Genomic DNA, 25,334 nt, shown 5'->3' with positions numbered 1-25,334 from the left:
GCATGCGTCAGCCGAAAGTATCGATTATCATGGGTGTTTACAACTGCCAAGAGACAGTAGAAGAAAGCATTGAATCGATTCTTCATCAAACCTATGAAAACTGGGAGCTCATCATATGTGATGATGCATCAACAGATGGCACCTATGAAAAAGTGCTGCACTATACCATGCGTGAACCCGATAGAATTCGCCTGATCCGAAATGAACACAATCAAAGACTTGCCGCCAGTTTAAATCGTTGTCTCACTGAAGCTAAGGGAGAACTGATTGCAAGACAGGATGGCGACGATATATCAGTGTCTACACGATTAGAAAAACAGGTTCATTTCCTTGAAGCACATCCGGAGTATGATGTGGTTGGTACGGCGATGACGGTGTTTGATGAGTCAGGGACGAAGGGCGTTCGGGCACTTGTCTCAGAGCCTGATCGAAGGGTGCTGGCAAGAGGAACGCCTTTTTGTCATGGGACGATTATGATGAGAGCGTCTGTCTACAAGGCTTTAAATGGCTATCGTTCTGTGAAAACAACAAGACGGATGGAAGATATCGATCTTTGGATTCGTTTTTTTGCTGCGGGGAGAAAAGGCTTTAATTTGCAAGAGCCCTTATACCTTGTAAGGGAGGATGAAGCGGCCTTTCAGCGCCGGAAATTCCGATATTCAATGGACAATGCCTGGCTTGTTTTAAAAGCATGCAAGCAATTAAAATTGTCGCCGTTTGATTATCTCTTTGCGCTTAAGCCTGTCATCCGTGCCTGTATGTCACCAAAGATCATGAGGTTTTATCATCAGCGGAAACTTGGAGGATCTATGGTGAAAAGGAGGACGATTCGGGATGAGTGAGCCAAAGCGTGTACTTCATGTTGTGGGCGGAATGAACAGAGGCGGAGCAGAAACGATGATTATGAATATCTATCGTGCAATCGACCGGAATGTTCTTCAATTTGATTTCATTACCCACCGGGAGGATGTCTGTGATTACGATGAGGAAATTCGTCAGCTTGGCGGGCGAATTTTTTATGTCCCAAGTATTGGAGCGTCCTCTCCATGGACGTTTGTCAAAACGTTGACGAAGACGATCAAGCAAACGGGACCTTATCAGGCGGTGCATGCACATACAGATTTTCAAACGGGATTTTCTGCCCTTGCTGCGAAACTGGCAGATGTGAAGATACGCATTTGCCATTCACATAATACCGCTTGGAAACAGTCTCCAAGCTGGGTTGATCATTTGATGCTCAAAGGATTTCGTCAGCTGATCTTTGCCTTTTCTACGCAGCTCGTGGCATGCGGTGAAGATGCCGGTGGCTTTTTATTTGGACAAAAAAGAATGCACGATGGACGAGTGGACATTTTGCCAAATGGGATTGATTTGGACCTTTTTTTTCAGTTGGAGCCAGAAGCAAAGCTGAAGATGAAAAAAAACCTACAACTTCAAGAGAGAAAACTGATCATAGGGCATATTGGCCGATTTCATGAGCAGAAAAACCATGTTTTTTTCATCGAATTAGCGCAGACGCTAAAAAAACAAGGTGTCTCCTTTCAGTTAGTTCTCATAGGAGATGGACCGCTCCGGCCGGTGGTTGAATCGTATGCAGAGAAAGCAGGATTAAAGGAAGACATTGTATTTACAGGCGTTGTCTCGGAGGTTCCGCATTATATGAAAGCATTTGATGTGTTTGTGATGCCGTCTTTGTTTGAAGGGCTTCCGCTCGTATTAGTGGAAGCGCAGGCATCTGGACTTCCTTGTGTGATTTCGGATCATATCACAAAGGAAGTCGATCTAGGGTGCGGGCTTGTAAAACGGAAATCCCTGCAAGATTCAGCACATGAGTGGATGAAAGCCATACTAGAAGCATACCATGCAGACCCTCCTGTTCAGGAGACGATTATTTCTCAGCTTGGCCTTAGAGGATTTGATGTGAAACAGAACATCACCCGTGTAATGAATGTGTATGGATTGTAAGGAAGGATTGGCAGATGGCGGTTTATTTGGTGAACATGATCATGGTCTATTTATGGTCGAGCTTTGCCGCATTTTATGGTAGACGTGATGATACCATACAAAGCGGCTGGCGGCCGAACAAGCTTCTGGTGTTTTTTCCATTTTTATTTCTTTGTATTGTGGCGGGCATACGATACAAAGTAGGAACTGATTTCGTGACCTATGGACAAATGTATGAGTTCTCCGTCAACTATGACAAACCTTGGCATATTTTCGGATTTGGTGTGGATAAGGCGGCCACTGACCCAGGATTTACGTTTATTTTATGGATGCTCAATCAACTGTCCCGTGATCCGCAAATCATGTATATCTCGGTTGGGGCGATCACCTATTTTTTTATCATCAAGACGCTCATTCAATATGGCCGTCCTTTTGAGCTAAGTATGCTGCTTTTTCTCGGCACCTTTCATTATTACGCTTCGTTTAATGGTATGCGGCAGTATATGGTGGCGGCGGTTCTTTTTTATGCCATCCGTCTTGTGATCAATGGTCAGTGGAAATTGTATTTTCCGCTTGTCCTCGTATGTTCATTGTTTCATTCATCGGCTCTTATCATGATTCCTGTGTATTTTATCGTGAGAACTAAATCGTGGTCATGGATGATGCTTGTCTTATGCATGATTTTCTTAGGGTTAACCGCTCTTTATGACCGCTTTGTTTCCGTGTTTGTCGTGATGCTGCAAGGCAGTTCATATGGGCATTACGAGGAGTGGCTGACAACGAATACAAATGGAATGAATGTGACGAAAATTGGTGTCTTGATTTTGCCGTTATTGCTTGCGTTCTTTTGTCGAAAACGACTTCGTGAGCTGACCCCAGAGAGTGATTATATTGTGAATTTTTGCTTGCTTGGATTTTTGTTTGGCATCCTTGCAACGAAAGATGTTATTTATGCAAGATTTCATATTTACTTTGGGCTGTATCAGCTCATTTTACTGCCTTATTTCACACGGATTTTTGATCAGCGAACCAATTTCTTTATGTATATCGGAATTGCGGTTTGCTATATTTTGTACAGCATTATGCTGATGCCGTTTGATTCTTCTGTTTTACCGTACCGAACGATTTTTACAAAGTAGATTTGAAGAAAGGTGGGGCTTGCTGTCATGCCAGCTATCAGTCTATTGGTCGCAGTCTATAACACTAGTCAATATGTGGAGCAGTGTCTTCAATCGATTGTAGACCAAAGCTTTTCAGATATAGAGGTCATCCTCATTAACGATGGATCTACGGATCACAGTGGAGACATCCTTGAAGCGTTTGCTGCGCGTGATGAGCGATTTCGGGTGATTCACCAAACCAATCAAGGGCTGGGAGCGGTGAGGAACAGGGGCATAGAAGAAGCAGCAGGAACGTATCTTGCCTTTGTTGATTCAGATGATGTTCTCGCTCCTCAATACTGTGAGGCTTTATATCAAGAAGCCGAAAACACCGGTGCCGATCTTGTTGTCAGTGAATATTGGATTCAATTTGAACAGTCAAAACGGATCATACCGACGACGCTGTTAGCTCAGCAGGAAGCCGATAAGACAAGTTTAATAGAATCGTTATTACATGGTGAGATCACGGGATTCTCATGGAATAAGCTGTATCGGCGGGCGTTTATTGAAAAGCATCATATCCGTTTTCCGTTAAGAGGTGAGCTTGAGAATATTGAAGATCAATATGTCACACTGCGCTGTTTTTCTTTATCACGTGTTATTGCCTTTGTTCATGAGCCGCTGTATTATTACCGGGTTCATTTGTCATCCATTGTCCAGCGATATCAAAAGCAGTATTTTCAGCACGGACTGGCATTTTATGACGCGCAGCGTTTGTTTTTAAAAGAGCATGATGAGCTGACACCATATGAGAAGGCTTTTTATTTTTTTATCGTGAATCATACGCTGCATTGTATGCTCAATGAATGGAAGAGCCAAAATTCCCTTTCCTTTCAAAAAAAGCTTGGTCATATGCGTGAAATGGTGACACATGAAGCTTTTCAGAAGGCTGTGAAACAAGTGGAACCATCGAAGCTGACTGTGCGCAAGCGAATGATCTTATTCCTTGCTAGGCTGCAGTGGGTGTATCCGCTCTCTGCCGCAGCTTCAAGCTATCAAAAATGGATTGAATATCAAACGAGAAAATCGGGGTGATGAATGTGACATTGCAGCAATTAAAAGCACATGCCGCAGAGTGGCTGCTCTTAAAGGTCAAGTATCCGCTTCAATATAGGTTAAGCCACCAAAGACTACCAGAGCTGAGTCATCAGAAGAAAATCATTCTCACGCTGCTACCGGCACATGACAACTTAGGTGATCATGCGATTGCCTATGCCAGCTGCTGCTTTTTACAAAAGCACTTTCCAGACTATCAAATCATAGAAGTAGACATGCAGGAGATGTATCGTCTAGCACGTCCGCTGAAGCACGCGCGGCACCCAGAGGACATTGTCTGTATCATCGGCGGAGGCAACATGGGCGATTTATATCGATATGAAGAATGGACAAGACAATTTATCATGAACGCCTTTAAGTCCTATCCTATTATTCAGCTGCCCGCTACTGCTCATTTTACAGAAACAAAGAGAGGGAAAAGAGAAGAACGCCGCGCTATTCAGACGTATCAGCAACACCCGAGGCTTCTCTTGATGGCAAGAGATCAAACTACCTATCAATGGATGAAAAAGCATTTTCCTACTAAAGAGGTGTGGAAACAGCCTGATATGGTCCTGTCATTAGACAAAACATCAAAGGGTCAAACCCGTAAAGGCGTGCTGCTTTGTATGCGTGAGGATAAGGAAGCTTATCTTACGAATGAGAAACGTGAACAGCTTCAGCAGCATATCAAAGAAACGTATGATCAAGTTGGTTTTATCACAACGACCATTGGTAAGCGAGTGAATCGAACGACTCGTTTAGAGGAATTATCCACGTTTTGGACGCAGTTGAGACAGGCACAAGTCGTCGTGACAGATCGACTGCATGGCATGATCTTTTGTGCGATCACACATACACCGTGTGTTGTCATCAGGTCGTTTGATCATAAAGTCATGGAAGGATATGAATGGGTAGCGCATCTGCCGTTTATGACCCTTTTGAAGGAACCAACGGAGGAAGCGGTGAAAAAGGCCATTCATCAGCATATGAAAACAAGCGGACAAAAGGGAGAGGAAGCTGGATGAAGGCCCTTAAACACTGCGTGAAATCACCATGAACCGTGCGTTTCTTTACAATGTCAGTGCAAATGTGATGACGTTTATCTTGATGATGCTGATGTCTGTTTGTTTAACGCCTTACATTGTTCATACACTTGGAGTGGAAGCGTTTGGTCTGATTCATCTGACGCAAAATATGATCAACTATTTATCGGTCATTACGGCTTCATTAAGTGCAGTGGTGGTGCGTTTTTTTTCTGTTGCGGCTCATAAAGGAGAGATGGAACAAGCGCAGCGCTATCTCGCTTCCTATTTTGTCAGTTCTCTTTTTTTATCCATCTGTCTTTTTTTACTTTGTCTATTCATGTCTCAGCAGCTGGTAGACTGGCTCCATGTGCCTGCTCATCTTGCAAAAGATACACAGATCGCCTTTGTGTTAGGGGGTCTTTTATTTATGCTCAATTTCGTCATGTCTGGTATTGGGGCGGCACCGTTTTATGCGAACAAATTATATGTATTGAGTGTTGGACAGGCCATTCAGATGTTTGGTAGGGCGCTTGTGATTGTGCTGTTATTTACCGTGACGACACCAGCCATTTGGCATATTCCGCTTGCAGCCGTTATGGGGAGTTTCGCCGCTTTGGGAATGGGTCTCTATTATTTTAAGAAACTCATTCCTTGGTTTTCGTTTAAGTGGCGGTACGTTTCTTTATCTTCAAGTCTCACGCTGGTTCGATCAGGGGTGTGGCATTCATTTGAGCAAATGGGCATTTTGTTGTTTTTACAAATCGATTTATTGATGACCAACTTACTGATTGGGGCAGAAGCGACTGGACAGTATGCCGCCATTTTACAATTTCCATTATTATTGCGCACACTTGCAGGGACACTTGCGGTTGTGTTTGCGCCAACGATTACAAAATTATATTCAAACCAAGATGAACAGGGGCTCATTCAATACGCCGCCAACGCCATGAAATGGAGTGGTTTATTTGTGGCATTTCCCGCAGCTCTGTTAGGAGGTCTTGCCGGCCCGCTCATGCTTTTATGGCTTGGACCAGCCTTTGAGGAGCTGAAATGGCTGCTGATGATTCATGCGGCTTATTTGTGTTTCACGTTGATGTTTTTACCACTGACCTATGTACCGACTGCCTTTAATCGATTTAAAGTGCCGGCGATTGTGACGCTCATATTAGGCGGTTCCAATGTCCTGTTCGCCTATGGACTGACTCACCTGCTTCAGCTTGGGTTATATGGCATTGCATCAGCAGGGGCCGTTGTTTTATTGGTGAAAAATATCGTCTTTCTCCCATTGTATACAGCCAAGATCACGAAACAGAAAAGCACCATCTTTTACAAACATACAGTCGTTCCGCTGTTTGGGGCTCTATTCATATGGGGGATCTGTGCTGGCATTCAGGCTGTGTATGATGTGACGAGATGGTGGGAGCTATTTTGTATTGGCGGAATATGTTTCGTTCTCTACTTAGGCTATTTGTATCAATTTGCAGGAACAAAACAAGAGCGGATACAGCTCATGCGTAAGGTGAAACAAGCTGCTATTGAACGAGCTGTCTCCCGCTAGTGTGGAAAGGAGATGCACTGATGAAAAGAATAATAGATGTGGCCGTGGCACTGACCCTGCTCATCGCAGGCAGCCCTCTTTTCCTTCTCATTTATGGACTCATTAGGTGGAAAATCGGAGCTCCTGTGGTGTTTCGACAAGAACGGCCTGGTCTGTATGGACAGCCGTTTATGCTTTATAAATTTCGGACGATGACCGAGGAACGCGATGAACATGGCGTACTGCTTCCAGACCATCTTCGATTAACAAAAACCGGAGCCTTCATTCGCAAGCTCAGTCTTGATGAATTGCCGCAGCTTGTCAATGTACTCAAAGGGGAAATCAGTCTCGTTGGGCCAAGACCGCTTTTAATGGAGTATTTACAAATGTACACAGAGGAGCAAGCGAAGCGTCATCTTGTGAAGCCTGGTATCACGGGATGGGCCCAGGTGAATGGAAGAAATACTCTCTCCTGGGAGGAGAAATTCACCTATGACCTCTGGTATGTGGAGAACCAATCGTTTTGGCTCGATATGAAAATCTTATGGATGACCTTACTGAAAGTCATCAAAACAGAAGGGGTGCAGCAGCCAAATCATGCAACAGCTGAAAAATTCAAAGGAACCGATATGTAAAGAGCAGCCCATTGGCTTAATAGGGGCTGGCGGACACAGCAAGGTCATTCAAGAGTTGATTTTTTTGCATCCTGATTACTCATTGTGCGCTGTATTAGACGATCGATTTGAGGAGGCTGACACTCGAACCGGCATTCTGTATGGTCCGATTTCTATGAGTCAAAAGGTAAGAGATGAAATATCTGATATGCAATGGCTGATTGCCATTGGGCAAAACGAAATCAGACAGAGGATTAAAGAACGTCTCGCATTTGAAGAGAGGGCATTTGCCACACTGATTCATCCAGAGGCAGCTGTGAGCTCGTCAACGAAGATTGGCCGAGGAACGGTTGTGATGGCAAGGGCTGTTGTGCAAGCAGATGCAGTAATTGGTGCGCATGCCATTATCAACACCGGTTCCATCGTGGAGCATGACTGCTTTCTCGAATCTTTTACGCACCTTTCTCCGGGAGCCGTGCTCACCGGCTGTGTCTCTGTGCGAGAGGGTGCTCATATTGGAGCTGGGGCTGCTGTCATACCTGGCAGAACCATTGGAAGCTGGGCAGTGATCGGCGCAGGAGCGGCAGTGACCCGAGATATACATGATCAGAAAGTCGCCATAGGCGTTCCTGCAATTGAGATCAAAGATCGAAGAGAAGGTGGGAAATCATGAGAGACAGGAAACGAATCTACTTATCTCCTCCTCATATGAGTGGAAAAGAACAGAAGAAAATAGAGGAGGCATTTAAGAGCAATTGGATTGCACCATTAGGACCGCTTGTGAATGAATTTGAGCAAGTAGTTGCAGATTATGCAGGCGTGAAGAGGGGGGCAGCATTATCTTCAGGTACAGCAGCCATTCACCTTGCCTTAAAACTTATTGGCGTTCAAAAGGGAGATGTTGTCTTTTGTTCCACTCTCACATTTGTTGCCAGTGCAAATCCTATTTTATATGAACAAGCGACGCCTGTTTTTATTGATTCAGAAAAAGAGACTTGGAATATGTGTCCGCTGGCGTTAGAGAAAGCCTTTGTTGAAACAAAACGACTTGGGAAAAGACCCCGTGCGGTCATTGTCGTTCATTTATACGGACAAAGTGCGAAGATGGACGAAATTATAGCGGTGTGTGAGGCATATGATGTGCCAATCATTGAAGATGCGGCTGAATCGTTAGGCAGTATATATAAAGGAAGAAAAAGCGGTTCAATGGGCAGGTTCGGTGTTTACTCTTTTAACGGAAATAAAATCATTACAACATCAGGAGGCGGAATGCTTGTCAGTGATGATGAAGCAGCCATCGACCGCTGCCGATTTCTCGCGTCACAGGCAAGAGAACATGCCCTACACTATGAGCATCAAGAGGAGGGATATAACTATCGGATGAGCAACCTGCTCGCAGGTGTAGGAATTGCACAAATGGAAGTGTTAGAGGAGCGTGTTCAGCAAAAACGCCGCATTTTCGAGCGTTATCAAGATGCTTTAGCCGATATTGAAGGCCTTCAATTTATGCCAGAATATCAAGAAACCACATCAAACCGCTGGCTGACCACATTCACCATTGATCATCATGCACAGATGTCTCCAGTAGAGATGATAGATGCTTTAGAACAAAAGCAGATCGAAGCAAGGCGTGTATGGAAGCCGTTGCACCAGCAGCCGCTCTTTCATGGCTGTCCTTTTTATACAACAGCCGATGAAGTCCCTTCATCCGAGTTGTTATTTGAGACAGGTCTTTGCCTGCCATCTGGTACAAGCATGACAGACGCGGAACAGGAGCTTGTCATTGATACACTGCACAACGTCTTGCAAAAGAAAGCATTACCCTCCTCATAGGCTGCTCGTTCATCAGCAGCCTGCCTCTCTTTTTAACAAATCCCTTAATTTATGGAATAATAAGGAATATATATTGTCATTTCGTTTCGAATATGATATTGACAACAGAGTCCTTCCTCCTTAAAATGAAAATGATTATCAGCATCAATTAGGAGGAGCAACTTATGTCTATCTGGAGCAATTTTCCGAAAATTAAAATAAATACAATATTACCTATCCTACTGATCTTCTTACTAGTAGGCTGTTCTCAAGCAAATAATGGAGCAGGTGGAGACAAGGATCATCCCGATATGATCACCATGGCATGGCCAAGAGATATTGGCGAAATGAATCCACACATATACAATCCATCACAATTGTTTGCCCAATCCATGATTTACGAACCATTGGTGAGCTATCAAAAAAATGGAAAGCTTAAACCTGAATTAGCAAAATCATGGGATGTTTCAAAGGATGGTAAGGTGTATACGTTCCATCTTAGAGACAATGTGAAATTCTCAGATGGATCTAAATTTAATGCGAACATTGTGAAAAAGAATTTTGATACGATTTTAAAAAACAAAGAAGTACATAGCTGGTTAGGTGTCATAAAGAAAATCAAAAAGACAGAAGCAGTGGACAAGCAAACGTTTAAACTCACATTAACTGAGCCTTATTATCCAACTGTTCAAGAGTTAGCTGTTGTGCGCCCCGTTCGTTTCCTAGGCGAAGCAGGTTTTCCGAAAAACGGAGATACATCAAAAGGAATCGAAAAACCAGTGGGTACAGGTCCTTGGGTATTAAAGACTTACAAAAAAGATGATTACGCGATTTTTGAACGAAATGACCACTACTGGGGAGAGAAACCAAAGGTCAAAGAAATCAAAGTGAAGGTCATTCCAGATGCCGAAACAAGAGTGATGGCATTTGAAAAAGGCGATGTAGATCTACTTTACGGAGAAGGAACGATTAGCCTTGATGCTTTTAAACAACTAGAGGCGAGCGGCAAGTATGAAACGAAGATGTCAGAGCCTGTAGCCACAAGACAGCTTGTCATGAACACAAAAGTCGATCAGCTGTCAGATGAGAAAGTGCGTCACGCCCTTCAGTATGCGATCAATAAAACATCATTGGTGGAAGGTGTGACCTCTGGCTTAGAGGATGTAGCAGATCACATCTTGCCAACAAACATGCCATATACGTCAGGCATCCGGGTGAAATCTTTCCAATATGATGTGGACAAAGCGAAGGCTTTACTGGATGAAGCAGGCTGGACGCTTCCGAAAGGAAAAACCATACGCGAAAAAGACGGAAAAACGCTTGAGTTTAGTATGATGTATGACTCAGCAGAATCGATTCAAAAAACAATGGCTGAAACACTGCAGGCAGAATGGGCAGCCATTGGCGTTAGCGTCAAACTTGAAGGTGTCGAGCTGGCGACGCAGGTTCAGCGGTTTAAAGCGAACAAATTTGATATGAACTTCTTTAGCAATTACGGAGCGCCGTATGATCCGCATACATTTATGAACGTTGTCTCATCAGATGGTTTTGGATTCAAAGAGGCGATCTCAGCGTATCCGAATAAAGATAAGCTGATCAAAGAAATGACGGAGATTCCATCGACAACAAATGAAAACAAACGCAAAGCACTTTATTCGTCCGTCTTATCTTCCTTGCAAGATCAAGGGGCGATTGTGCCAATCTCTTATTTTAAAAAGACAGCTGTTTATCAAAAAGATGTGAAGGACTTTGATTTCCCTGCGAATCGAGATGAACATCCTTTCACAGGCATCAAGCTGAAGTAACAGAAGGAAGGTAAGCAAATGAGCCGCTATATCATCAAACGAATGTTATCCATCATTCCTGTATTTCTACTAGCCACACTGTTCACAACTGGCATGATTCATCTGTCACCAGTTGATCCAGCGGAGGCATATTTAGCAGCGGCTCATATTCAGCCTACTGATGAGGTATTAGCCCAAAAACGAAGTGAATTCGGTTTAGATGAACCTTTTTACATGCAGTACCTTCATACGATTGAAAAAGTCGTCCGTCTTGATTTTGGGCGGTCGTATATGACCAATCAGCCTGTGCTTGATGAGGTGATCTATCGAATACCTGCGACGATTCAATTGGCGTTCACTAGTCTGCTGATCGCAATTTGTGTCAGTATTCCACTGGGCTTTTTCAGCGGGTTGAGAAAAAACGGCGTTGTAGATCATGTGAGCCGGATGATTTCTTTCCTAGGAGCATCTATCCCGACCTTTGTTTTGGGGTATTTGCTCATCTTCTTTTTTTCAGTGAAACTCGATCTTTTACCTGTTGAAGGTGTTGGTACATGGGAACATCTTGTGCTGCCATCCATTACACTAGCTGTGCCGTTAATTGCGATGTATACGAGATTATTGCGAGCGAGTGTGAGTGAGACGCTTCACGAGCCTTTTGTTCAATATGCGAGAATGAGAGGGTTAAAGGAACAATCGATTATGTTCAAGCATGTCTTCAGAATGGCGGTATCACCGATGCTGACAGGACTTGGCGTGAATCTTGGCAAGCTACTGACAGGGACTATTATTGTAGAGGCTGTTTTTTCATGGCCTGGATTTGGACGGTTTTTTATTGAAGCGATCTTTAACCGGGATCTGCCGGTCATTCAATTTTATGTGTTGATGGCGGCGTGTATCTTTATCTTAAGCAGCTTGATAGTGGATCTCCTTCAGCTGATCATTGACCCCCGTATTTCTAGAAAGGTAGGCCGCCAGCCATGATGACAAAAGTAAAACATCTTTTCTATCATCAAAAGATGATCTCGATCTGTGTGGTGCTGCTCGGTCTCCTGCTTCTTGTGACGATATGTGCACCATGGATCGCTCCGCATGACCCAGCGGCTGTCAATCTTGCAATGAAGCTAAAGGGTTCTTCATGGGAGTATCCTCTAGGCACCGACCAATTGGGAAGATGCAATTTATCTCGTATTCTATATGGTGCTCGTATTTCACTAGGCTGTGCGTTGTTAATCTTTGTTTCCTCTCTATCTATCGGTTTAATCGTAGGGCTGATATCTGGATATAAAGGTGGCTGGCTCGATCACGTATTGATGAGATTGTGCGACGGGGTCATGGCATTTCCGAATTTGGTACTGATCCTTGGACTAGTCGGTATTTTTGGACCGGGGCTTTCTCAAGTGGTGCTGGCTTTGATGCTTGTGCAGTGGGTGTATTACGCCCGCGTCTTTCGAGGGATGGTCCTTAGTTTAAAGGAACAAAACTTTATTGCAGCTGCGAAGATTAGCGGTACTTCCCATTGGAATATCATGAGAAAGCATATGATTCCGAATGTACTGCCGCCACTCGCAGTTGTGGGCACACTTGAAATGGGTTGGGCGATTATGGACATTTCAGCCATGTCTTTTCTAGGCTTAGGGGTTCAGCCGCCTACGCCTGAATGGGGAGCGATGATCCATGAAGGAAAATCTTATATTCAAACAAATCCTCAGCTGATGCTTTATCCGGGCCTTGTGATTATGGCTGTGGTCATTCTATTCAACTTACTGGGAGAAGCCCTTTCAGAGAAATATGGCATCAAACGTCGTGTGTAAAGGAATGAGTCAGTTGGAAGAGTCTATTTTAAATATAGAGAACCTGCATGTGCATACGAAAACGCCGCAAGGAACCATTTCTCTCGTTCAGGAAATAGCATTTGAGGTCAAGCGCGGTCAAATTGTTGGATTAATTGGTGAGAGTGGATGCGGAAAAACGGTGACAAGTATGTCGATCTTAAACATGCTTGATCGAAAAACAACGGAAGTGACTGGCAGTATCACTCTACAAGGTCGAGAACTGATCGGTTTGAGTGAACAGCATATGCGGTCTATTCGTGGCAAAGATCTCTCATATATCATGCAAAATCCAATGAATAGCTTTACGCCTGTATGGACGATTGGACATCAATTGATTGAAACAATCCGCCGGCATACAGCTGTCAGTAAAAGGCAGGCACGGGTCCAGGCAATTGAAGCCTTAGAGAAAATGAACCTGCCGCATCCAGATCAATTACTGAGTAAATACCCTTTTGAATTAAGCGGGGGGATGCTCCAGCGTGTCATGATTGCTATGGCTGCCTGTATGCATCCGCCTCTGATCATCGCAGATGAACCGACAACCGCATTAGATGTACACAATCAAAAGCTGGTGCTTGAGCACTTGAATCAAATTCGTCATGAATACGGAACGGCGATTTTGCTCATTACCCACGATCTTAGTGTGATTGCAGAAATGGCAGACGAGGTCGTGGTGATGAAACAAGGAAAAATCGTTGAAAAGGCTGAAGTTCTTGAGCTTTTTGAACACCCGAAGCATGATTATACAAAGAAACTTTTAGCAGCTCGTCCATCCATTCCAGCTGTTTGCCCGATTTGAGGTGAGAAGACCGTTGCATTTAATAGAAGTGAAAGCAGTTAGTCATTCATATGGCAGCCGATCGTTTCTGATGAGGACAAAAGAGAGAGCCCCTGTCCTGAAAAACGTCCATTTGACCATTGAAGAAGGCACTTGTCTTGGGTTATTAGGTCAAAGTGGCGCAGGGAAAAGTACACTCGGCCGCATCATCCTTGGACTAGAGAAGCCGAGTACCGGACAAGTTCTTTTTGAAGGTCAGGATATCATTCGTGCAGATCAACAGACACATCAGCATTTCCGCCGGCATGTACAAGCGGTATTTCAAGATTCATATTCAGCGGTGAATCCAAGATGGACAGTGGAACAAATCTTATCTGAGCCGCTTGAAAACTATGAACCAATGACCCGAAAAAAACGTCAGCATACACTCATTCACTGGTTAGAAAGAGTAGGGCTCAGTGAGCAGGATTTGTCCAAGTACCCATACCAATTTAGCGGCGGCCAGCTACAGCGGATCAACATCGCCAGAGCACTGGTGCTTCAGCCAAAGCTCATTGTGCTGGATGAATCAGTCAGCAGCTTAGATATGGTTACGCAGGCAGTCATTTTAGATTTGTTAGTCGAATTAAAGAAAGAGCTGAAGCTTGCATACTTATTTATCACACATGATTTGACAGCGGCCTATCATTTAAGTGATCAATTAGCGATTCTTGATCAGGGTGAGCTTGTGGCTCAGTTTCAATCGAAGGATGATTTCTTTATATCAGAGCACGAAGCTGTGCTGAAAATGAAGGAGGCAACGCTCGCCAGCCACCCTTTGTCTCGAACGATTGGCAGACCGGTTCGTTAACTTTTTCATTCCCTCAATGCCTCTTTTAGGAGAGGCTATTTTTCATGAAAGGCAGGTGGCATCGTGAACCATCGAGCATATTTAGCCTTGGCAATCCCTTTAACCATTTCAACGATGACCACGCCATTACTTGGAGCTGTCGATACAGCAGTTGTCGGACAGCTTGCCAATCCCGCTTATATAGGAGGCGTCGCAGTCGGCAGTCTCATTTTTAGTACATTGTACTGGCTGTTTGGTTTTCTGCGGGTAAGTACATCTGCTTTTGCCGCCCAAGCAAACGGAGCGCAAAACGAGGAGCAGGGTGTTCTTGCTTTTCTAAGGCCTTTTTTGCTGGCTATTATCGTCGGGCTTTGTTTTATTTCTCTTCAATGGCCTATTATTCAATCCGCATTATGGATCATCTCTCCTGCTGCTGATGTGCGCCAACATGCAGCGGACTATTTTCATATTCGGATCTGGGGAGCGCCATTTACCTTGATGAATTACGTCATACTCGGCTGGCTGATGGGGATGGCAAAAATGAAAGAAGCCCTTTCTTTACAAATTTTGATCAATGTCATGAATATGATCTTGGCATTGATCTTAGTTCATGTGTTTTCTTTTGCTGTCAAAGGTGTGGCAGCGGCGACATTAATCTCTGAACTCACTGCTTTTGTGTTAGGGGCCTGGATCATCTTGAAGCATACGTCAAACGGTTTTCGGATGCCGTCTCTCCGGCAGGTGATGGACACACGTGCAGTAAAGAAAATGTTTCATGTGAATAAAGACTTGTTTATCCGAACGATTTGTCTGCTTGTCGTGATCAACATGTTTACAGCAAAGGGAGCTTCTTTCGGAACGGAGCAATTGGCGGCGAATGCCATTTTATTTCAAGTTCACTACATCATGGCCTATCTGTTCGATGGATTTGCCAATGCATCCAGTATTCTTGTCGGCAGATCAGTAGGGGCGAACGACCGAGCGCTCTATGATAAAACATTAACCCTTTCGAGACAATGGGCAGTTGTGATGGCATGTGTCATTGCGGCAGGTTACTTTTTCTTTAAAGTACCAATTTTGAGCCTGTTTACAAATTTGCCTCAGCTTCTTGATGTGACACTGCAATATGCCAATTGGCTCGTTCTTTATCCGTTTGCTGCTTGTTTTGGTTTGGTGATTTATGGTGTATTCACAGGTGCGACAGAAATTGCTCCTGTGAGGAATTCAATGCTCTTTGCGATGATTTTGTTTGTGGCTGTTCAAGCGGCAGTCATTCCGATATGGCACAATCACGGACTATGGTTTGCCTTTATCATTTATACTATAGGGCGGTCCGGCTTTTTGATGATGTACAAATCGAAGCTGGATCAAAAGCTTTTCCTGCATGAAAAACACCCTTTGCAATCGTGACAAAGGGTGTTGTTTTTCGTCCATTTATTCGCTTTCTTTTTTCACCTTTTGGTATGCTTCATCAAGATGCTGAATGCGCTTCAAGACAACAGCATTTTTCGTCAATTGGTCCTGCACAAGTGTAGAAACCACCGAACGATAATAAGCGTTCATGGCATGAATCTTGTCTTCATGTTGATTCATGGCAATATGTTGTTTCAAGTTGTCGATAAAGTATGGAACGGAAAAAAGTTCAGACATGGAAATCACTCCTATTTCGTATATACGGTCCGTCAATCTTCATGTAAAATGATGAGAGGGAGGGGAGACAATGAGCCTTAAACTGCAACAAGAACTAGTATTAAAGCAGGTACTCACACAAGAACTCAGGCAGGCGATTACGCTGCTGCAACTGAATTGTGCAGAGCTGGGTGAGTATCTTGATCAGTTAGCGCTTGAGAACCCTCTGATTGAGCGGAAAGACACGGACAGCTATCAACCAGTTTATCATAAAAGAACGCAAGATCGAATGACAGAGCCGTATCGTACGCATCAAAAAGAAAGCCTGCAAATGTATTTAAAGAGACAGGCCATAGATTTGAATTTAAGTGAAAAGAATCAAAGGATTTTTCACTTCATGATTGAGTCCATTGATTCCAATGGCTATTTAAATGAACCGGTTGACCAAATGGCCGCTGTGTTACAGGCTTCGGCAGAAGAAGTAGAGGCCGTTCTTCATCAGCTTCAATCATTAGAGCCTGCCGGTATTGGCGCTAGATCATTGCAAGAATGCATCCTGCTCCAGCTTAGACGAAAAAAGGATCGCTGGTATGAAGCAGAGCTGATCATCGAAGGGCATTTCTTTCTGTTCGCAAGGAAGGCTTGGAAGGAAATCGCAGCTAAAACAGGTATGCCGTTGAAAACCCTGCAAGCCATACAAGATGAGGTGTCGCTTCTCGAACCAAGACCAGGCCTTCATTTCTCTTATGAAGAAGAGGATGTGTATATAGAACCAGATGTGTTGATTACAGCTGCGGGAGGTCACATCACATTCGAGCTGAACCAGCGTGCTTTTCCGGATATTGAAATGAATGAAGGGTATTTCGCTATGATTCAAGATCAAAAGCGGCATGAAGCATATGCATATTTAAAGGAAAAGCATCAGCAGTACAATTGGCTTGTTCAAGCGCTGAAGCAGAGAAAACAAACGATGACAAATGTCGTTCGTGAGATTATCTTACAACAGACTGATTTTTTCCTGACCGGGAAGCATAAAATGAAACCGCTTACGATGAAGCGGATTGCAGATATATTACAAGTGCATGAGTCGACAGTGAGCCGAACAGTCAAAGGAAAAATGGTGCAGACCCCTTATGGGTTAATGGAAATGAAACAGTTTTTTCAAGCGAAACTAGAAGGGCATTCGCTAGAAGAAGCATCCAGCTACACAGTGAAGACGCACATTTCAGAGCTGATTCAATCAGAAAATAAGAAAAAACCGTATTCGGATCAGCAAATCATGACGCAGCTACAGCAAACCTTTGGTATCCGTGTCTCTCGCAGGACTATTGCCAAATATCGTGAGCAAATGAACCTTCCGTCTTCCACGCTGCGGAAGCGCTATGATTAAAAAGAAGCACATGCCAGAAACAATGGCACGTGCTTCTTTTTTGATGAGTAGAAGAGTGATTGCAGATTTCTTGAGAATTGAGAAAAGGGGAGACGTGTGATTTGAAATTTTGGGGTAAAGTATAAGATAGGGCATGAGCCGATAGGTAGACAACAGTGATGAGGTGAGACCAATTGAAATATAAACAAATCAAAACGAAAAAAATATATGAAGAAATAGCGGATGCATTAATCGAATCCATTCGGACGGGGGAGCTTCTTCCGGGGGAAAAATTAGACTCGGTTCAAGCACTTTCTGAAAACTTTCAAGTCAGCCGTTCCGCTGTGAGAGAGGCGCTGTCCGCTCTAAAAGCAATCGGATTAATAGAGATGAAGCAAGGAGAAGGCACATATGTGAAGCAGTTCGATCCTGAGCAGCTCACATTTTGTTTATCTCCTGCTTTTTTGATGAAGCAGCAGGATATCACGCAGCTTCTTGAAGTGAGATCAATTATTGAAGCAGGTGCTGTCAAAAAGGCAGCATTGCTGCGGACAGACGATGACCTCCATCGACTGCGTGATGCACTTGAACAAATGAAGCGTGCAGAAGCGCATGAAGAAATTGGTGAAGAGGCAGACCTTACATTTCATCTTGCCATCGCTAAAGCCTCAAAGAATCATTTACTGGCGGCATTAATGAATCAGGTCTCATCCTTGTTAATTGAAACGATGCGGGAAACGAGAAAAATCGTGTTATTTTCAAAAAAAGCGTCCATCCGTCAGTTTTACAAAGACCATGAACGTATTTATCACGCTGTCATGGACAAGCAGCCAGAAGAAGCGGAGAGGGCGATGCTTACACATTTGGAAAAAGTAGAACAACTTCTTGGCGGTGTGCTGAAAGAACAGGAAGAAGAGCTAGATATTCAATAAGCTGTGCCGAAAAACGGCACAGCTCTATTATTAACGAGAAATATGCAGTTTTTTCATTCGATATTGCAGACTTTGCCTGCTCATGCCTAATATCTTTGCAGTCTGTGAAATATTGTCGTCCATTTTATTTAAGTAATGGACGATGTATTGTTTTTCAAATCGATCCATTTGGGTTTGGAAGTCAGTTGTATGATCGGAGCTCGTGTAGACAAACGTATCAGCTGCAGCTGCTAGATTAAGCGGACTCATCTGCATGTGTTCACTAGGATGACCTTCTCCTTGCTTGAACCGGAAATGGTAAGGAAGGTGATGCAAGCTTAAGTATGTTTCGTCCATCATCATATTCATTCCAGCCTCAATCACATGCTCCAGCTCTCTTACATTGCCCGGCCAATGATAAGTTTGAAACAGGGCAAGTACCTCTTCATCAGCCGCTTTCACATTCATTTGAAACAGTTCATTATATTTTTGAATGAAATGCATGACAAATGTCGGAATGTCTTCTTTTCGCTCAGAAAGTGGCGGGATAAATAAGGTGACAATGCCAAGCCGGTAAAATAAATCCTTTCGCATCCGTCCACCTGCGATCGCATCCACAGGGTCCTCGTTCATATTAGCAATCACTCTCACATCAATGGCGATTTCCTTTGTACTGCCTAACCTTCTCACGCGCTTCTCCTGCAAGACGCGCAATAGTTTTGCTTGAAGAGCCGGGTGTAATGAGTTGATCTCATCTAAAAGCAGTGTACCACCTTGTGCTTGTTCGAATAGACCGGGCTGATCTGTTGCCCCTGTAAAAGCCCCCTTTTGTGTTCCAAAAAGCAGACTTTCAATCAGGTTATCAGGCAGCGCTGCACAATTTTGCGAAATAAATGGTCCAGATGAACGGCTGCTGCCATTATGAATGCTTTGTGCAAATAGCTCTTTCCCCGTCCCTGTTTCACCAACAATCAGCACATAAGAAGAGGTACGTGTGGCTCGTTTCGCATGTTCAATTACTTCTAAAAAGGCAGGACTTTCCCCAATGATTAAATCAAATGTAAAGCGTGTGTTTCCTTTTTTCTTCATATTGTGATGAATGAGCCGTTCCAGTTTCGTGACATCATTTGAAATTTCAACTGCCCCTTGAATCAAACCGTCTCGAACGAGCGGGTATGTATGGTTAATCGTTGTGATTTCTTTTCCATTGTAGTTGTGATACGTCTGCTTTGCATGAACCGTTTGTTTTCCGGTTCGTAGCGCTTGGACAAGTGTGCTGTGCATTTCATCTTGAAACACAAAGAGGTCTAAGACATTTTTATAAAGGACATCAGAGCGTTTTAAAGATTCGATCTCCATCATTTTTTTATTATAAACAATGGTATTCCCATTTTCGTCAATGGCGTGAACCCCAACATCAATTAAATCAAGCATTTGTTTATACAGATCAATCTCATTTTCGAGCTTTGCGGTATGCTGATCTTTTTTCACTTATGCCACCTCCAGACATTACCTCTATTTTACATGAAAAATTTTGCGGTTTCCTCTAAAAAAATTTGCATGCGCAAAATTATTTTGCGTTAAAGGCGAGAACAATCCTAGGCACAGAGCGATCACTAAGTTGGCATGATCCTTGCATAACATAAGAGTGAAGATGAACCCCATAAAAAGAGGCAAGCTTACAGAAGGAGGAATACACGATGACACAGACAAAAGCATTAATTCATCAAACAGAACAATACGGTGCGGCGAACTATCATCCGTTGCCAATTGTGATTTCAGAGGCTGAGGGAGTGTGGGTGACGGATCCTGAGGGCAACCGATACATGGATATGCTCAGTGCATATTCCGCAGTCAACCAAGGACACCGCCATCCCCGCATTATTGAAGCACTCAAAACACAAGCTGACCGCGTGACACTCACATCAAGGGCCTTCCATAATGATCAGCTTGGTCCATGGTATGAGAAGATTTGCAAATTAACGAATAAAGAGATGGCATTGCCGATGAATACAGGTGCCGAGGCTGTGGAAACGGCTGTAAAGGCAGCGAGAAGGTGGGGCTATGATGTCAAGGGGATCGAAGAGAATCGCGCAGAAATCATTGCATGTACCGGTAATTTTCATGGTCGTACAATGACGGCTGTGTCACTTTCTTCGGAAGCAGAATATCAGAGAGGTTTCGGTCCGATGCTTCCGGGCATAAAGCTTATACCTTATGGAGATATTGAGGCGTTACGCGAAGCGATCACTCCGCAAACAGCCGCTTTTCTCATCGAACCAATTCAAGGAGAAGCGGGCATTGTCATGCCGCCTGAGGGCTTTATAAAAGAGGCAAAAGCGATCTGTGAAAAGGAACATGTGTTATTGATCGCAGATGAAATTCAAGTGGGATTAGCGCGGACTGGCAAGATGTTTGCATGCGACTGGGAAGACATTGAGCCTGATATGCTGATTCTTGGTAAAGCACTTGGCGGCGGGGTATTCCCGATCTCATGTGTTGTAGCAAACCGTGATATTTTAGGTGTATTTAATCCAGGGTCTCACGGGTCTACCTTCGGCGGGAATCCTCTTGCGTGTGCAGTGTCACTTGCTGCACTAGATGTTTTAATCGACGAGAAGCTTGCCGAGCGCTCATTGGAGCTTGGGCAATATTTCAAAGACAAACTGTCACGCATTCAAAGTCCTGTCATTAAGGAAGTACGCGGGCGTGGACTATTTATTGGGATGGAGCTGACTGAGGCAGCTAGACCCTATTGCGAGAAGCTCAAGCAAGCCGGGCTGTTATGCAAAGAAACCCATGAGACAGTGATTCGATTTGCACCGCCGCTCACCATTTCAAAAGAAGACTTGGATTGGGCAATTGCTCATATCGAAGCGTTATTTCAAGCATAAATGATCAAGGGAGAAGCCTTCAAATTCTCCCTTTCTCTTTCAATGAACGGCGAATTTTGTCAAAGGTTGATGAATAGAAGAGTGAAAGTGGGGAAACGGATTTGAAGCCAGAACAGCATAATGAACTAGAGCGTTCCATGAAAAGCAGACATCTCTTTATGATTGCCTTAGGTGGGGTCATTGGAACAGGCCTTTTCCTTGGGTCAGGACTCATTATTCATCAGGCAGGCCCAGGGGGAGCCATTCTTTCGTTTATCATTGGCGGATTGCTCATGTATTTGGTGATGCTCTGTCTTGGTGAATTAGCAGTGGCGATGCCGACAGCTGGTTCTTTTCAGGAGTATGCTACGAAGTATATTGGTCCATCCACGGGCTTTATGATCGGCTGGCTCTATTGGTTTAGCTGGGCGTGTACGATTGGACTTGAGTTTACATCAGCAGGTATTCTACTCCAAAGGTGGTTCCCAGATATCCCTGTTTGGCTTTGGTGTCTTGCCTTTAGCGTCATCTTATTTGCTATTAATGCCATCTCGGCACGCAGTTTCGCTGAAACAGAGTTTTGGTTTTCGGCCATCAAGGTGGCTGCGATCTTATTGTTTATTATCATTGGAATTGGCGCAATTTTCGGAATTATTTACTTGAAAGGCGGGGAACCTGCCCCACTATTTCGTCATTTGACGGATCATGGCGGCCTTTTTCCTAATGGTCTTTTGGCGATTTTATTAACCATGGTCACAGTCAATTTCTCCTTTCAAGGAACAGAGCTTGTAGGGATTGCAGCAGGTGAAAGTGAAAGTCCGGAAAAAACACTCCCGCGTTCTATTCGGAATATTATTTGGCGGACGATGGTCTTTTTTGTTTTATCGATTGCGGTTCTTGCAGCGCTTCTTCCATGGCAGACAGCCGGCGCAGTGGATAGTCCGTTTGTTGTGGTATTGGACAAGGTCGGCATACCATACGCCGCAGATATCATGAATTTTATTATCATTACAGCCGTCTTATCTGTAGCGAACTCTGGATTATATGCATCATCACGTATGCTATGGGCACTTTCAAAAGACGGGAAAGGTCCTGTTTTCACGAAAAAATTATCCAAGCGTAAAATCCCGATCAATGCCTTATTGGTGACAATGGGTGTATCCGCTCTATCACTGCTCACGAGTGTTGTAGCACCAAAAACGGTATATGTCTGGCTCATATCCATTTCGGGTATGGTGCTTGTCGTGGTTTGGATGTCTATTTGTTTATCCCAATACTTCTTTAGAAGACAATTCATAAAAGAGGGCGGAGATGTAAAGGATCTGGTCTTCCGAACGCCTTTCTATCCATTTGTGCCATTGGCAGGCTTTATCGCATTTGGCATTGTTCTTATCAGTTTATTCTTTATTGAGGATCAGCGGATTGGTCTTTATTGTGGAGTTCCATTTATGGCCGCCTGCTACATCATTTATTACCTCAAGATTAAACCGAAGGAAGAGGCAAAGCGGTTAGCTGAAGAAGAAGGAACTGTACCGAAAACATAAGCAGGCTGATGAAATCAGCCTCAGCGTGTAGACAAACCCTCGCATTCTTTGTCAGTCCTGCGTGCTGGTGCTCACGAATGTGACATTCGCTCCGCGCCAGTACTCGTCCTTCCTAGACTATAAAGGTTTTCTATCACGCTGAAAAGAAGACAAAAGGCTAAAATAAAGGTCATTTTAGCCCTTTGTCAACAATATGAGGCTGAAGAAATCAGCCTGCACCTTTTCATTGATGAATTCATTTAATATAGAAGAAAATAAATATTTTGAAAGAAATAAAAATAGCGAGAAGTTAGGTGACAAGCAGGTTATCGGTGAAAATGTGTCTATTTTTTGTCTAAATGTGTTTGTAAGAGTTGAAAATGCAAGATGATCCTGTTAAAATAATTAAAGAAAGCAGGGATTGATTTTTTTTGGCTGTGGCGGGACGTTTTTTGTCACAGTGGGACGTTTTTAGTCCAACGTGAAAAGAAAGGGTCGTTAGCCATGAATCGTTTATTGGAAGCTCAAAAAAAATTATTACCAGATCTTCTCACAGTTATGCAAAAGCGCTACGACATTTTGCAGTACATCAGATTAGCTGAACCAATTGGTCGCAGAAGTCTTGCGACAAGTCTTGGTCTGAGTGAACGTATCTTAAGAGCTGAGGTTCAGTTCTTAAAGGAACAAAATCTGCTGGATGTCAAAACGAGCGGTATGATGCTGACGACTGAAGGTCATGCTTTGCTTGAAATGCTTGAAGGAATGATGAAGGACGTTTTAGGTTTAACCTTTTTGGAAAATACATTAAAGAGGAAATTAGGCCTGGAAGAAGTCATCATTGTTTCTGGTGACAGCGATGAATCCCCGTGGGTGAAGCAAGAAATGGGAAGAGCTGCTGTCCAGTGTATGAAAAAAAGGTTTACTGGAAATAATATCGTCGCCGTCACTGGCGGAACGACGATGGAAGCCGTTGCCGAAATGATGACCCCTGATGCCAAAAATCGCGACATGATGTTTGTCCCTGCGAGAGGCGGTCTTGGGGAGAATGTAAAAAATCAGGCAAACACCATTTGTGCCCACATGGCTGAAAAAGCTTCCGGTACTTACAAACTGCTGTTTGTTCCAGGACAGCTGTCAGAAGGTGCTTACTCTTCCATTATTGAAGAGCCGTCCGTCAAAGAAGTGCTTCAAACGATTAAATCATCCACGATGCTTATTCATGGAATCGGTGAAGCAAAAACAATGGCGATGAGACGAAACACACCAGCTGAAGATTTAAAAAAGATTGATGAGCATGACGCAGTGACAGAGGCCTTTGGCTATTACTTTAATCGTGATGGTGAGGTCGTACACAAAGTGCACTCCGTCGGCATGCAGCTAGACGATCTCGAAAGCATTCCACACATCATTGCTGTTGCAGGTGGATCATCAAAGGCAGGGGCCATTGAAGCTTATTTCAAAAAACCCCGCCGAACGGTTCTCGTCACAGACGAAGGAGCTGCAAAAGAGTTATTAAGGGAGTCAATAGATCCCTCAATATAAAACATTGTGACCTATAAAAGGAGGAAACATCATGGCAGTAAAAGTCGGTATTAACGGATTTGGACGTATTGGACGTAACGTATTTCGTGCAGCATTAAACAATCCTGAAGTTGAGGTAGTAGCGGTTAACGATCTAACAGACGCTAACATGCTTGCACACCTTTTACAATATGACTCTGTTCACGGAAAACTAGATGCAGAGGTTTCTGTAGACGGTACGAACTTAGTAGTGAACGGTAAAACAATCGAAGTATCAGCTGAGCGTGACCCTGCGAAATTAAGCTGGGGTAAACAAGGCGTAGAAATCGTTGTTGAATCTACTGGATTCTTCACAAAACGTGCAGACGCTGCTAAACACTTAGAAGCTGGCGCTAAAAAAGTCATCATCTCTGCTCCTGCTAACGAAGAAGATATCACAATCGTTATGGGTGTAAACGAAGACAAATACGATGCAGCTAGCCACGATGTCATCTCTAATGCATCTTGTACAACAAACTGCTTAGCTCCATTTGCAAAAGTACTTAACGATAAATTTGGTATCAAACGCGGTATGATGACAACTGTTCACTCATACACAAATGACCAACAAATTCTTGATCTTCCGCACAAAGACTACCGTCGTGCTCGTGCAGCTGCGGAAAACATCATCCCAACTTCTACAGGTGCTGCGAAAGCTGTTTCACTTGTATTGCCTGAACTTAAAGGTAAATTAAACGGTGGCGCTATGCGTGTTCCAACACCTAACGTTTCTTTAGTTGATCTTGTTGCTGAATTAAATCAAGATGTGACAGCTGAAGACGTAAATGCAGCACTTAAAGAAGCAGCTGAAGGAGAACTTAATGGAATCCTTGGCTACAGCGAAGAGCCATTAGTATCTGGTGACTACAATGGTAATGCAAACTCTTCAACAATCGATGCTCTTTCTACAATGGTAATGGAAGGCAGCATGGTGAAAGTCATTTCTTGGTACGATAACGAGAGTGGATATTCTCACCGCGTTGTTGACCTTGCAGCTTACATTGCAAAACAAGGTCTTTAATTTGTCACACTGAAGGAACTCACTTGGTTCTTTCCTAGAGACACGATATAATGAAGACGGACAAGGGAAGGGGAAGCATCCCTTTCCCTTTT

Annotated in this window: 23 protein-coding genes; 21 read left to right on the top strand and 2 right to left on the bottom strand. The window is 43.7% G+C overall.

From position 1 onward, the window contains the following. Positions 1–2: 2 nt before the first annotated feature. From NST57_RS16995 to NST57_RS16925, 15 genes are all read left to right on the top strand, one after another. Positions 3–842, top strand: coding sequence for a glycosyltransferase family 2 protein (locus tag NST57_RS16995; RefSeq protein ID WP_341298926.1), 840 nt, complete (start codon positions 3–5; stop codon positions 840–842). Further along, positions 835–1,965, top strand: a complete 1,131-nt coding sequence (locus tag NST57_RS16990) for a glycosyltransferase family 1 protein (protein WP_341298925.1) — start codon at positions 835–837, stop codon at positions 1,963–1,965. The genes NST57_RS16995 and NST57_RS16990 overlap by 8 nt, the downstream gene beginning before the upstream one ends. Before the next feature lie 14 nt (positions 1,966–1,979). Next, positions 1,980–3,083, top strand: coding sequence for an EpsG family protein (locus NST57_RS16985; protein ID WP_341298924.1), 1,104 nt, complete (start codon positions 1,980–1,982; stop codon positions 3,081–3,083). A gap of 27 nt (positions 3,084–3,110) precedes the next feature. Then, positions 3,111–4,139, top strand: coding sequence for a glycosyltransferase (locus NST57_RS16980; protein WP_142156039.1), 1,029 nt, complete (start codon positions 3,111–3,113; stop codon positions 4,137–4,139). Next, positions 4,139–5,167, top strand: a complete 1,029-nt coding sequence (locus tag NST57_RS16975; RefSeq protein WP_341298923.1) for a polysaccharide pyruvyl transferase family protein — start codon at positions 4,139–4,141, stop codon at positions 5,165–5,167. Before NST57_RS16980 ends, NST57_RS16975 begins: the two co-directional genes overlap by 1 nt. 28 nt (positions 5,168–5,195) lie before the next feature. Next, entirely contained in the window at positions 5,196–6,725 is a 1,530-nt protein-coding gene (locus NST57_RS16970; RefSeq protein WP_142156037.1) for an oligosaccharide flippase family protein, read from the top strand. A 20-nt stretch (positions 6,726–6,745) separates the two neighbouring features. Next, entirely contained in the window at positions 6,746–7,339 is a 594-nt protein-coding gene (locus tag NST57_RS16965) for a sugar transferase (RefSeq protein WP_142156036.1), read from the top strand. Further along, positions 7,302–7,991, top strand: a complete 690-nt coding sequence (locus NST57_RS16960; RefSeq protein WP_142156035.1) for a NeuD/PglB/VioB family sugar acetyltransferase — start codon at positions 7,302–7,304, stop codon at positions 7,989–7,991. Before NST57_RS16965 ends, NST57_RS16960 begins: the two co-directional genes overlap by 38 nt. Next, positions 7,988–9,151, top strand: a complete 1,164-nt coding sequence (locus NST57_RS16955; RefSeq protein WP_341298922.1) for a DegT/DnrJ/EryC1/StrS family aminotransferase — start codon at positions 7,988–7,990, stop codon at positions 9,149–9,151. Before NST57_RS16960 ends, NST57_RS16955 begins: the two co-directional genes overlap by 4 nt. Before the next feature lie 164 nt (positions 9,152–9,315). Beyond that, positions 9,316–10,935, top strand: a complete 1,620-nt coding sequence (nikA, locus tag NST57_RS16950; RefSeq protein ID WP_341298921.1) for a nickel ABC transporter substrate-binding protein — start codon at positions 9,316–9,318, stop codon at positions 10,933–10,935. A gap of 18 nt (positions 10,936–10,953) precedes the next feature. After that, positions 10,954–11,898, top strand: coding sequence for a nickel ABC transporter permease subunit NikB (nikB, locus tag NST57_RS16945; RefSeq protein WP_341298920.1), 945 nt, complete (start codon positions 10,954–10,956; stop codon positions 11,896–11,898). Then, positions 11,895–12,728, top strand: coding sequence for a nickel ABC transporter permease subunit NikC (gene nikC, locus NST57_RS16940; RefSeq protein WP_142156031.1), 834 nt, complete (start codon positions 11,895–11,897; stop codon positions 12,726–12,728). The genes nikB and nikC overlap by 4 nt, the downstream gene beginning before the upstream one ends. Before the next feature lie 4 nt (positions 12,729–12,732). Next, positions 12,733–13,548: a nickel import ATP-binding protein NikD gene (gene nikD, locus NST57_RS16935; protein ID WP_200831242.1), complete on the top strand. Its 816-nt coding sequence runs from the start codon at positions 12,733–12,735 to the stop codon at positions 13,546–13,548. A 13-nt stretch (positions 13,549–13,561) separates the two neighbouring features. Beyond that, positions 13,562–14,377: an ATP-binding cassette domain-containing protein gene (locus tag NST57_RS16930; protein WP_142156029.1), complete on the top strand. Its 816-nt coding sequence runs from the start codon at positions 13,562–13,564 to the stop codon at positions 14,375–14,377. Positions 14,378–14,440: 63 nt separating this feature from the next. Then, the gene (locus tag NST57_RS16925; protein WP_142156028.1) at positions 14,441–15,766 is read left to right on the top strand and encodes an MATE family efflux transporter; all 1,326 of its coding nucleotides are present in this window, start codon (positions 14,441–14,443) and stop codon (positions 15,764–15,766) included. 24 nt (positions 15,767–15,790) lie between these two features. Here NST57_RS16925 and yvfG read toward each other — a convergent pair whose 3' ends face one another. Continuing rightward, positions 15,791–16,006: a protein YvfG gene (yvfG, locus tag NST57_RS16920; RefSeq protein WP_017359206.1), complete on the bottom strand. Its 216-nt coding sequence runs from the start codon at positions 16,004–16,006 to the stop codon at positions 15,791–15,793. Positions 16,007–16,076: 70 nt separating this feature from the next. Between yvfG and rpoN the strand changes: the two genes are divergently transcribed. Beyond that, the gene (gene rpoN / locus NST57_RS16915) at positions 16,077–17,375 is read left to right on the top strand and encodes an RNA polymerase factor sigma-54 (RefSeq protein ID WP_341298919.1); all 1,299 of its coding nucleotides are present in this window, start codon (positions 16,077–16,079) and stop codon (positions 17,373–17,375) included. Positions 17,376–17,548: 173 nt separating this feature from the next. Next, complete coding sequence (locus NST57_RS16910; protein ID WP_341298918.1) at positions 17,549–18,286, top strand: FadR/GntR family transcriptional regulator; 738 nt, start codon at positions 17,549–17,551, stop codon at positions 18,284–18,286. 30 nt (positions 18,287–18,316) lie between these two features. Here NST57_RS16910 and NST57_RS16905 read toward each other — a convergent pair whose 3' ends face one another. Then, the gene (locus tag NST57_RS16905) at positions 18,317–19,756 is read right to left on the bottom strand and encodes a sigma-54 interaction domain-containing protein (protein WP_341298917.1); all 1,440 of its coding nucleotides are present in this window, start codon (positions 19,754–19,756) and stop codon (positions 18,317–18,319) included. Positions 19,757–19,965: 209 nt separating this feature from the next. On the opposite strand from NST57_RS16905, the gene NST57_RS16900 reads away from it, so the two are divergent. The 4 genes from NST57_RS16900 (at position 19,966) to gap (ending at position 25,242) form a co-directional block, all read left to right on the top strand. Further along, positions 19,966–21,159: an ornithine--oxo-acid transaminase gene (locus tag NST57_RS16900; protein ID WP_341298916.1), complete on the top strand. Its 1,194-nt coding sequence runs from the start codon at positions 19,966–19,968 to the stop codon at positions 21,157–21,159. Between the two features lie 137 nt (positions 21,160–21,296). Continuing rightward, entirely contained in the window at positions 21,297–22,682 is a 1,386-nt protein-coding gene (locus NST57_RS16895) for an amino acid permease (RefSeq protein ID WP_341299234.1), read from the top strand. 483 nt (positions 22,683–23,165) lie between these two features. Continuing rightward, positions 23,166–24,203 carry a sugar-binding transcriptional regulator gene (locus NST57_RS16890; protein ID WP_008347711.1) on the top strand — a complete coding sequence of 346 codons (1,038 nt, stop codon included), beginning with the start codon at positions 23,166–23,168 and terminating at the stop codon, positions 24,201–24,203. A 31-nt stretch (positions 24,204–24,234) separates the two neighbouring features. Then, positions 24,235–25,242, top strand: coding sequence for a type I glyceraldehyde-3-phosphate dehydrogenase (gap, locus tag NST57_RS16885; protein WP_012011304.1), 1,008 nt, complete (start codon positions 24,235–24,237; stop codon positions 25,240–25,242). Positions 25,243–25,334 lie beyond the last annotated feature (92 nt).

It is taken from the genome of Bacillus sp. FSL M8-0077, from assembly GCF_038050255.1.
GTDB lineage: Bacteria > Bacillota > Bacilli > Bacillales > Bacillaceae > Bacillus > Bacillus altitudinis.
This window is presented reverse-complemented; position numbering and strand designations above follow the sequence as displayed.

What these genes read in the sequence shown, in the direction of transcription:
- NST57_RS16995 (WP_341298926.1), top strand. Translation starts at nt 3, where the DNA reads ATGCGTCAGCCGAAAGTATCGATTATCATGGGTGTTTACAACTGCCAA.
- NST57_RS16990 (WP_341298925.1), top strand. Translation starts at nt 835, where the DNA reads ATGAGTGAGCCAAAGCGTGTACTTCATGTTGTGGGCGGAATGAACAGA.
- NST57_RS16985 (WP_341298924.1), top strand. Translation starts at nt 1,980, where the DNA reads ATGGCGGTTTATTTGGTGAACATGATCATGGTCTATTTATGGTCGAGC.
- NST57_RS16980 (WP_142156039.1), top strand. Translation starts at nt 3,111, where the DNA reads ATGCCAGCTATCAGTCTATTGGTCGCAGTCTATAACACTAGTCAATAT.
- NST57_RS16975 (WP_341298923.1), top strand. Translation starts at nt 4,139, where the DNA reads ATGAATGTGACATTGCAGCAATTAAAAGCACATGCCGCAGAGTGGCTG.
- NST57_RS16970 (WP_142156037.1), top strand. Translation starts at nt 5,196, where the DNA reads ATGAACCGTGCGTTTCTTTACAATGTCAGTGCAAATGTGATGACGTTT.
- NST57_RS16965 (WP_142156036.1), top strand. Translation starts at nt 6,746, where the DNA reads ATGAAAAGAATAATAGATGTGGCCGTGGCACTGACCCTGCTCATCGCA.
- NST57_RS16960 (WP_142156035.1), top strand. Translation starts at nt 7,302, where the DNA reads ATGCAACAGCTGAAAAATTCAAAGGAACCGATATGTAAAGAGCAGCCC.
- NST57_RS16955 (WP_341298922.1), top strand. Translation starts at nt 7,988, where the DNA reads ATGAGAGACAGGAAACGAATCTACTTATCTCCTCCTCATATGAGTGGA.
- nikA (WP_341298921.1), top strand. Translation starts at nt 9,316, where the DNA reads ATGTCTATCTGGAGCAATTTTCCGAAAATTAAAATAAATACAATATTA.
- nikB (WP_341298920.1), top strand. Translation starts at nt 10,954, where the DNA reads ATGAGCCGCTATATCATCAAACGAATGTTATCCATCATTCCTGTATTT.
- nikC (WP_142156031.1), top strand. Translation starts at nt 11,895, where the DNA reads ATGATGACAAAAGTAAAACATCTTTTCTATCATCAAAAGATGATCTCG.
- nikD (WP_200831242.1), top strand. Translation starts at nt 12,733, where the DNA reads ATGAGTCAGTTGGAAGAGTCTATTTTAAATATAGAGAACCTGCATGTG.
- yvfG (WP_017359206.1), bottom strand. Translation starts at nt 16,006, where the DNA reads ATGTCTGAACTTTTTTCCGTTCCATACTTTATCGACAACTTGAAACAA.
- rpoN (WP_341298919.1), top strand. Translation starts at nt 16,077, where the DNA reads ATGAGCCTTAAACTGCAACAAGAACTAGTATTAAAGCAGGTACTCACA.
- NST57_RS16900 (WP_341298916.1), top strand. Translation starts at nt 19,966, where the DNA reads ATGACACAGACAAAAGCATTAATTCATCAAACAGAACAATACGGTGCG.
- NST57_RS16895 (WP_341299234.1), top strand. Translation starts at nt 21,297, where the DNA reads ATGAAAAGCAGACATCTCTTTATGATTGCCTTAGGTGGGGTCATTGGA.
- NST57_RS16890 (WP_008347711.1), top strand. Translation starts at nt 23,166, where the DNA reads ATGAATCGTTTATTGGAAGCTCAAAAAAAATTATTACCAGATCTTCTC.
- gap (WP_012011304.1), top strand. Translation starts at nt 24,235, where the DNA reads ATGGCAGTAAAAGTCGGTATTAACGGATTTGGACGTATTGGACGTAAC.